Annotated in this window: 7 protein-coding genes; all 7 read left to right on the top strand. The window is 41.7% G+C overall.

Translation table 11 applies throughout. The features are described 5' to 3' along the window. On the top strand, positions 1-4,356 hold a 4,356-nt coding region (locus tag Hs20B_RS03880; protein ID WP_172355787.1), incomplete at its 5' end, for an LPXTG cell wall anchor domain-containing protein. A 174-nt stretch (positions 4,357-4,530) separates the two neighbouring features. Beyond that, complete coding sequence (locus Hs20B_RS03875; RefSeq protein WP_172355785.1) at positions 4,531-5,166, top strand: amino acid ABC transporter permease; 636 nt, start codon at positions 4,531-4,533, stop codon at positions 5,164-5,166. Positions 5,167-5,174: 8 nt separating this feature from the next. Then, positions 5,175-5,819 (top strand): amino acid ABC transporter ATP-binding protein, encoded by a 645-nt coding sequence (locus Hs20B_RS03870; RefSeq protein WP_172355784.1) that lies wholly within the window; start codon positions 5,175-5,177, stop codon positions 5,817-5,819. A gap of 1 nt (position 5,820) precedes the next feature. Next, complete coding sequence (locus Hs20B_RS03865; RefSeq protein ID WP_172355782.1) at positions 5,821-6,639, top strand: amino acid ABC transporter substrate-binding protein; 819 nt, start codon at positions 5,821-5,823, stop codon at positions 6,637-6,639. A 278-nt stretch (positions 6,640-6,917) separates the two neighbouring features. Then, entirely contained in the window at positions 6,918-8,474 is a 1,557-nt protein-coding gene (locus tag Hs20B_RS03860) for a 2-isopropylmalate synthase (protein WP_172355780.1), read from the top strand. Between the two features lie 30 nt (positions 8,475-8,504). Next, on the top strand, positions 8,505-9,542 hold the full coding sequence (gene leuB / locus Hs20B_RS03855) for a 3-isopropylmalate dehydrogenase (RefSeq protein ID WP_172355778.1): 1,038 nt from the start codon (positions 8,505-8,507) through the stop codon (positions 9,540-9,542). Beyond that, positions 9,542-9,811: a DUF1294 domain-containing protein gene (locus tag Hs20B_RS03850; protein WP_308780218.1), complete on the top strand. Its 270-nt coding sequence runs from the start codon at positions 9,542-9,544 to the stop codon at positions 9,809-9,811. Before leuB ends, Hs20B_RS03850 begins: the two co-directional genes overlap by 1 nt. The last annotated feature ends 11 nt before the right edge of the window (positions 9,812-9,822 follow it).

Genomic DNA, 9,822 nt, shown 5'->3' with positions numbered 1-9,822 from the left:
GATCTTCAAGCATTGATTGATGATCCAGACGCAACAGAAACTGAAATCAAGGCTGCCCAAGATGCATTAGACGATGCTGTTAAACAAGCTGAACAAGAAGTTGAAGATGCTAAGTCTGCCGCAACTGATGACATTAACAAAATCCCAACAAATGTTTCAGATGATGACAATGTAAACAAAGCTAAAGATGATCTTCAAGCATTGATTGATGATCCTGATTCAACGGAAACTGAAATCAAAGCTGCTCAAGATGCACTTGACGATGCAGTAGCTCAAGCTGAACAAGAAGTTGAAGATGCTAAGTCTGCCGCAACTGATGACATTAACAAAATCCCAACAAACGTTTCGGATGATGACAACGTTAATAAAGCTAAAGACGATCTTCAAGCATTAATTGATGATCCAGACGCAACAGAAACACAAATCAACGATGCTAAAGACAAACTTGACGATGCTGTTAAACAAGCAGAGCAAGAAGTAACTGATGCTAAGTCTTCTGCTACTGATGACATTGAAAACATCCCAACTAACGTATCCGATGATGACAATGTCAATAAAGCTAAAGATGATCTTCAAGCATTAATTGATGATCCTGATGCAACAGAAACTGAAATCAAGGCTGCTCAAGATGCGCTTGACGATGCAGTAGCTCAAGCTGAACAAGAAGTTGAAGATGCTAAGTCTGCAGCTACTGACGACATTGCTAAAATCCCAACTAACGTTTCAGATGATGAGAATGTCAACAAAGCTAAAGATGATCTTCAAGCATTGATTGATGATCCTGATGCAACAGAAACTGAAATCAAGGCTGCTCAAGATGCGCTTGACGATGCAGTAGCTCAAGCTGAAAAAGAAGTTGAAGATGCGAAGACTGTAGCTACTGATGATATTGCCAAAATCCCAACAAACGTTTCGGATGATGAGAATGTCAACAAAGCTAAAGATGATCTTCAAGCAGTAATTAATGATCCTGATGCAACAGAAACTGAAATCAAGGCTGCTCAAGATGCTTTGGACGATGCAGTAGCTCAAGCTGAAAAAGAAGTTGAAGATGCGAAAACTGCAGCAACAGATGACATTAGCAGCATCTCAACAAATGTTTCAGATGATGATAATGTCAATAAAGCTAAAGATGATCTTCAAGCAGTGATTGATAACCCAGATTCAACAGAAACTGAAATCAAGAAAGCTCAAGATGCTTTGGACGATGCAGTAGCTCAAGCTGAACAAGAAGTAACAGATGCTAAGTCTGCCGCTACTGATGACATTGAAAACATCCCAACAAATGTTTCAGATGATGACAATGTCAATAAAGCTAAAGATGATCTTCAAGCATTGATTGATAACCCAGATTCAACAGAAACTGAAATCAAGGCTGCTCAAGATGCACTTGACGATGCTGTTAAACAAGCTGAACAAGAAGTAACAGATGCTAAGATTGCCGCAACAGATGACATTAACAACATCCCAACTAACGTAACTGATGATGACAATGTCAATAAAGCTAAAGATGATCTTCAAGCATTGATTGATGATCCTGATGCGACTGAAACACAAATCAAAGATGCACAAGACAAACTTGACGATGCTGTTAAACAAGCTGAAAAAGAAGTTGAAGATGCTAAGTCTGCAGCGACTGACGACATTGCTAAAATCCCAACAAATGTTTCAGATGATGACAATGTCAACAAAGCTAAAGATGATCTTCAAGCAGTAATTAATGATCCAGATTCAACAGAAACTGAAATCAAGAAAGCTCAAGATGCTTTGGACGATGCTGTTAAACAAGCAGAACAAGAAGTAACAGATGCAAAAACTGCAGCAACAGATGACATTGCCAAAATCCCAACTAACGTTTCAGATGATGACAATGTCAATAAAGCTAAAGATGATCTTCAAGCATTGATTGATGATCCTGATGCAACTGAAACACAAATCAAAGATGCACAAGACAAACTTGACGATGCTGTTAAACAAGCTGAAAAAGAAGTTGAATATGCTAAGTCTGCAGCGACTGACGACATTGCTAAAATCCCAACAAATGTTTCAGATGATGATAATGTCAATAAAGCTAAAGATGATCTTCAAGCAGTGATTGATAACCCAGATTCAACAGAAACTGAAATCAAGGCTGCTCAAGATGCACTTGACGATGCTGTTAAACAAGCTGAAAAAGAAGTTGAAGATGCTAAGTCTGCCGCAACAGATGACATTAACAAAATCCCAACAAACGTTTCGGATGATGACAATGTCAACAAAGCTAAAGATGATCTTCAAGCATTGATTGATGATCCAGATGCAACAGAAACTGAAATCAAGGCTGCTCAAGATGCACTTGACGATGCTGTTAAACAAGCAGAGCAAGAAGTTGAAGATGCTAAGTCTGCAGCGGCAGATGACATTGCCAAAATCCCAGCAAATGTTTCAGATGATGACAACGTTAATAAAGCTAAAGATGATCTTCAAACATTGATTGATGACCCTGATGCAACAGAAACAGACGTCAAGAAGGCTCAAGATGATCTTGATAACGCAATCAAGACAGCCGAAAATACTGTTAAGCCAGTTGTGACAAATACTGATCTAGCTGATGCGGTTAAGGCTGCTCAAGATGCACTTAACAACACTGCACCTGTAAGTTTGGAAAACGCTGTTTCAAAAGCTGCTGATAATCTTAAGAACATTCTTAATGATCCAAACGCAACTGTTGAACAAATCGAGAACGCAACTAAGGCTCTTGAAGATGCAACTGCGGATGCAAAAGTAATCCGTGACGATGCAAACAAACAAGCTGCTGTAGTTGAAATTCCTAGCTCAATTGCTGGCAATCAAGATGTAATCAATGCTAAAAAAGCTCTTGATGATGCCATTAAGAACGCCGCAAATGACAAGGGAACTACTCAAGATATTCTTGATGCCTTGGCAAATCTTGAAAATGCAATTACAATTGCTGAAAATGATAAAGATTCTGCAATCAAGAAAGCTCAAGATGCTTTGAATAACGTTCATCCAGTTGGTAACGAAACTGCTGTTAAGAATGCTGCTGACGCACTTGAAGATATTTTGAATGATCCAAATGCAACAGTTGAACAAATCGCTGATGCAACAAAGAATCTTCAAGATGCGACTAATGCAGCCAAAATCGATCGTGGTAATGCAATTTCAGATGGTAACAGTGCAATTACAACTATTCCAAGTTCAATTGCCGATGATCCAGCCGTTTCTGCAGCAAAAGATGCTTTGAATAAAGCAATTGCCGATTCGAAGAATGAAAACGCAACTACTGCTGATATTCAAAAAGCAATCGATGATCTAAATGATGCAATTATCATTGCCCTGCAAGGAACTGGAGATGCACGTGCTGCTGCTCAAGTAGCAATCAACGCAACTCACCCAGTTGGTAACGAATCTGCTGTATTTGATGCAGTTAAGAGGTTACAAGATTTGCTTGATGATCCAAATTCGACAACAACGCAAATTGAAGATGCAATTAAAGCACTTCAAGATGTAACTAAGCCTGCTAAGTCAGATCGTAACGCTGCAATTGAAAAAGCAAATTCAACTAAGATTCCAGCTAACGTTGTAACTGATCCAGCAGTCAAAGCGGCGCAAGACAAACTTGCAGCCCTGATTGCAGCATCAAAAGATGAAAAAGCAACGACGCAAGAAATTCTTGATGCGATTGCTGCTTTGAATGCTGCAATTGCTTCAGCAGAATCTTCAAACGATTCTGCAAGAACAGCAGCTCAAGCGGCACTTGACAACGTGCATCCAGTTGGTAATGAATCAGCTGTAGCGGATGCGGTTAAAGCGCTTCAAGATTTGCTCAATGATCCAAACGCAACAGCAGATGCAATCAACGCAGCGACAGACGTACTTGTCAAAGCGACTGAATCAGCTAAAGCAGCTCGTGATGAAGCGATTGGAACAGCAGATGCGATCACGATCCCGACAGACGTTGCGGCAGATCCAGCAGTCAAGGCAGCGCAAGAAAAACTTGCAGCGTTGATTGCGTCATCGAAAGGTGAAAAAGCAACGACACAAGAAATTCTTGATGCGATTGCGGCGCTTAATGCAGCGATTGCGACAGCGCAAGGCAATTCAGTTGTCCCAACTGTTCTACCAACAACTGCAAAAGCGAAAGTAACACCGATTTTGTCTACAACTGCTAAAGCAAAATCAGTTCAACCAATACCTAGTGCGAAAATTTTGCCGAAAACAGGTGAAAGTGACAGTAAAGCAACGCTCCTTGCGGGTGTAGCAATGCTCTCAGCCGGGTTCTTGGTAGCCTACAAACGCCGTAAGAAACAAGACGGTGAAGGTGAACAAGTTATTGACCAAATTACTGGTAAATAATCAAAAAAGACGCGTAACGTGTGAAAACGTTATGCGTTTTTTGGGCTCTATAAAAATTTTTGCTTTAAGCTTGATTTTAGTTAAGAATATGTGTCACAATTTTCAGAAAACATGATATAATTGAAAAGATGATGGTTTATTTTGCCATCGCTGATTTTATAAATTGGAGAAGTTATGTCCTATATATTAGAAATTTTACCGCAATTATTGGACGGGACTAAGCTGACCTTGCTTGTCTTTGCCTTGACATTGGTGCTTGCGATTCCACTTGGCATCTTGCTGTCATTTTTACTACGCGTGCCTGTTGTGAGCTGGTTTGTGAACATTTACGTCTGGATCATGCGTGGCACACCGCTTCTTGTGCAGCTGATCATCATCTTTTATGCTTTGCCAATGATTGGGCCAACTTTACCGCGTTTTCCATCTGCGCTCCTTGCTTTCACGCTGAATTATGCAGCGTATTTTGCAGAAATTTTTCGTGGCGGGATCAAGGCCGTGCCAAACGGTCAGCTTGAGGCCGCAAAAGTGCTGAAACTCAGCAGATGGCAGACCATCCGCTATGTACAACTGCCACAAGTTATCAAAATCGTTTTGCCGTCAGTTTTTAACGAGGTCATCAATCTTGTCAAAGACTCGTCTTTGATCTATGTGGTCGGGCTTGGCGATCTGCTGCGGGCTGGAAAAATTGCGATGAGCCGTGATGTATCGCTTGCGCCCATCATGATGGCAGCTCTGATTTATTTGATCTTGATTGGGATTCTGACTGTCTTATCGAAAAAAATCGAGCAACGATTTGACTATTACAAGTAGGAGTTTTTATGCTAAAACTTAAAAATATTTCTAAAAAATTTGACGATCGTGTGATTTTTGATGGTTTTGATTTGACAATCAATGCGGGTGAAGTCGTGGCGATTGCGGGTCCCTCAGGCGGCGGGAAAACGACCTTGCTCAGGATGCTTGCGGGGCTTGAAACGATTGACTCAGGTCAGGTCATTTTCGATGACGAAACGATCAACCTAGATGAGCTTATCACGCGAAATTTACTGGGATTTGTCTTCCAGGATTTCCAGCTCTTTCCACATATGACAGTGCTTGAAAACTTAACCTTGTCACCTGTTAAGACGATGGGCATTTCAAAACCAGATGCTGTTGCAAAAGCTGAGGCCTTACTTGAAAACTTGGAAGTCATTGAGCAAAAAAATGCCTATCCGTATAGTTTATCAGGCGGTCAGAAACAGCGTGTGGCACTTGCGCGTGCCATGATGATCGACCCGAAAATCATCGGCTATGATGAGCCGACATCTGCGCTTGATCCAGCCCTGCGAGATCAGGTTGGTAAGCTGATTTTGGAAAATAAAGCGCTTGGTATCACGCAAATTGTCGTGACGCATGACATGACTTTTGCAGAAAAGATAGCAGACACTATTATCAAAGTCAATCCAAAAGAAAATAAGGAGAATTAAGATGACGTTTAAAAAAATAATAGGATTCGTGGTTGTTGTTGCAGCATTTATCACATTAGCCGCTTGTGGTAATAAATCAAGCAAGGACAGCTGGGCTGCCATCAAAGACAAAAAAGAAGTCGTTATCGGCTTTGATAATACATTTGTGCCAATGGGCTTTAAAAATGACAAGGGTAAAAATGAAGGCTTCGACATTGACCTAGCTAAAGCAGTCTTCAAACGCTATGGCATCAAGGTCAAAATGCAGCCAATCGACTGGGACATGAAAGAAACTGAGCTCAAAAACGGCTCAATAGACCTGATTTGGAATGGCTACTCAGTGACGAAAGAACGTGAGAAAAAAGTCTTGTTCAGCGACCCTTACATGAAAAATGAGCAAGTGTTAGTCACGAAAAAATCAAGTAAAATCGACTCGGTTTCAGGCATGAAAGATAAAATCCTCGGTGCCCAACAGGGCTCATCAGGCTACGACGCTTTTACCAATCAGCCGAAAATTCTAAAAGATATCGTCAAAGATAATGACGCCACACAGTACGAGGATTTCAACTCAGCACTTCTTGACTTGAAAGCGGGTCGTATCAACGGTCTTTTGATTGACAATGTCTATGCTAACTACTATCTGACGAAAAATGGCGAGATCAATGACTATAACATCATCAAAACAGGTTATGCGTCAGAAGACTTTGCCGTTGGTGCCCGCAAGTCTGATAAGACATTGGTGGCAAATATCAACAAATCAATCAAAGCCCTCCATGCAGACGGTGAGTTCCAAAAAATCTCTGAAAAATGGTTTTCAGAAGACGTTTACCCAGGCAAATAACTAACCGAATTTTCAAAAAATGCCATCTTTTTACTTGACAAAGATCTGACAAAGCGGTAAACTGTAATAAAATAAGAAAGGTTCCATTGAAAGATGACACAGTCAAACAAAACATTGCGATTGTTGATGAAGGACACGTTTTAAGGTTTATCCTTAATTGTACGTGTCCTGTTTGGCGTTCAGTCATCTAGTGGGACAAAAGACTTGCGTCCCGCACTTTGATGGGGCGTTTTTCTTTTATAATTTTATACCTTTCCCAAAAATAAGGAGAATATGCTATGCGTAAAATCGAATTTCTAGACACCAGTCTTCGTGATGGTGAACAAACACCTGGGGTCAACTTTTCTGTTAAAGAAAAAGTTGCCATTGCAAAACAGCTTGAAAAATGGGGTATTTCAGCCATTGAAGCTGGCTTTCCAGCAGCGAGTCCAGATTCATTTGAAGCGGTTCAACAGATCGCTAAGACGCTGACAAAAACAGCTGTCACTGGCCTTGCACGTGCGGTCAAATCCGACATTGACGCAGCCTATGAAGCGCTTAAAGACGCGAAATTTCCACAAGTTCACGTTTTTATCGCGACAAGTCCTGTCCACATGACTTATAAACTGAAAAAAACACCAGACGAAGTGATTGCCTCAATCACAGAGCACGTTAGCTATGCCAAATCACTGTTTGATGTGGTCGAGTTTTCGCCAGAAGATGCGACGCGGACAGAAAAAGATTTCTTGCTCAGGGCTGTGCAAACAGCAGTTGATGCGGGTGCGACCTATATCAATATTCCTGATACAGTCGGTTTCACAACCCCGTCAGAATACTATGAGACATTCAAATTTTTGATTGAAAATGTGACATCTGATCGTGAGATTATTTTCAGCCCGCATTGTCATGATGACTTGGGCATGGCGACGGCAAATACACTTGCAGCCATCAAAGGTGGCGCAGGACGTATTGAAGGCACGATTAATGGTATCGGCGAACGTGCGGGAAATGTCGCACTCGAAGAGGTCGCAGTGGCGCTTGAGATCCGTAAAGACTATTATCAAGCAACGTCAGACATTGTGTTAAACGAAACCTTTACAACGTCAGAACTCGTATCACGTTTTTCAGGCATACCAGTGCCTAAAAACAAGGCGGTTGTCGGTGGCAATGCTTTTGCACATGAGTCAGGTATTCACCAGGATGGCGTGCTTAAAAATCCTGAAACCTATGAAATCATCACACCAGAAATGGTTGGGGTCAAGAAAAATTCACTGCCACTTGGGAAACTTTCAGGTCGCCATGCCTTTGTTGAAAAACTGCATGAGCTTGACATTGAGGTGACAGACTCAGAAGTCCAAGATCTTTTTGCTAAGTTTAAAATCCTGGCTGATAAAAAGCACGAGATCACAGATACAGATATTCGGGCGCTGGTTGCTGGGACAACCGTTGAAAATCACGAAGGCTTCCAATTTGATACCTTGACGATTGCGTCAAACCTTGATGGCACGCAAACTGTGACAGTGGCCATGCGCAATGTTGACAATGAAAGTATCGAAACGATTGCAAATGGTAGTGGTTCAGTGGAAGCGGCGTTTAACGCGATTGACAAGTTCTTTAATCAAACGGTTAAACTTGAAAGCTATACCATTGTTGCGGTGACAGACGGGATTGATGCCCAAGCAGAAGTGCATGTGACGGTTGAAAATGTGGACACAGGTACCATTTTCAATGCGAGTGGCCTTGACTTTGACGTATTGCGCGCGAGTGCTATCGCCTACTCAAACGCAAATACTTTGGTGCAACGTGAAAATGCGGGTATCATCACGAAGAAAATTTCTGAAAAAGACACGATTTAAGACAAAGTTTAAGTAAATAGAAAGACGATTATGACGAAAAAAATAGTAACACTTGCAGGTGACGGGATTGGTCCTGAGATCATGGCAGCAGGCCTTGACGTGCTTGCTGCAGTTGCACCGAAAATCAATTTTGACTACGAAATTGAAGCGAAAAATTTCGGAGGCGCAGCCATTGATGCGGAAAATCATCCATTGCCTGAAAGTACGTTAAATGCTGCTAAAAACGCAGATGCCATCTTACTTGCAGCGATTGGTGGACCCAAATACAACGATGCGGCTGTTCGACCAGAACAGGGCTTACTTGCCCTCAGAAAAGAGCTGGGCTTGTTTGCTAATATCCGCCCTGTGCAAATTTTCGATGCGCTCAAGCATCTTTCGCCACTCAAACCTGAGATTATCGAAGGTGTTGACTTTGTCGTGGTGCGTGAGTTGACAGGTGGCATTTACTTTGGCGAGCACACGCTGAACGCGCGTGATGCGCGTGATGTCAATGATTATAGCTATGAAGAAATCGAGCGCATTATCAAAATTTCCTTTGAGATTGCACGTGGACGTGGTAAAAAAGTCACCTCTGTTGACAAGCAAAATGTGCTTGCAACTTCGAAACTTTGGCGTATTGTCGCTGAAGATGTAGCCAAAAGTTATCCTGATGTGACGCTTGAACACGCACTTGTTGACAGCCTTGCTATGAAGATGATCACGAATCCGAGCGACTTTGACGTGATTGTGACTGAAAACCTGTTTGGTGACATCTTGTCTGACGAATCAAGTGTTTTGCCTGGAACTTTGGGCGTCATGCCGTCTGCCTCTCATGCTGCAAATGGGCCTAGCCTTTATGAACCGATTCACGGCTCAGCGCCTGATATTGCAGGCTTAGGCATTGCAAACCCAATCTCGATGATTTTATCAGTTGCCATGATGTTGCGTGAAAGTTTTGATGAAACAGCAGGAGCTCAGTTTATCGAAAATGCGGTTAATAAAACCTTACTTGACGGTGTTCTGACGAAAGATTTGGGTGGCACAGCAAGCCTGTCAGAAATGACAGCAGCTATTATCAGTAATCTATGATGATGGGGTTATTTGCCATCCTCGTCATCTGGAATCTAGTTGTTTTTGTCATTTATGGTGAAGATAAACGGCGTGCCAAGCGTGGCCTTTGGCGTATTAGTGAAAAGACATTATTGCTATCAGCCGTCTTATTTGGTGGCATTGGGGCACTTTTGGCAGGTCATGTGTTTCATCATAAAACTCGAAAAGTATATTTTCAGATAATTTGGTGGATTGGTGTTATAATAGATTGTGTTGCAATAGTTGCAATTATCAGAAATTTGACTTAAATTAGGTCAAA

Origin of the sequence: Pseudolactococcus insecticola (assembly GCF_011170065.1) — a bacterium.
GTDB lineage: Bacteria > Bacillota > Bacilli > Lactobacillales > Streptococcaceae > Pseudolactococcus > Pseudolactococcus insecticola.
The sequence above is the reverse complement of the archived record's forward strand: the minus strand, read 5'-3'. Positions and strand labels throughout refer to the sequence as shown.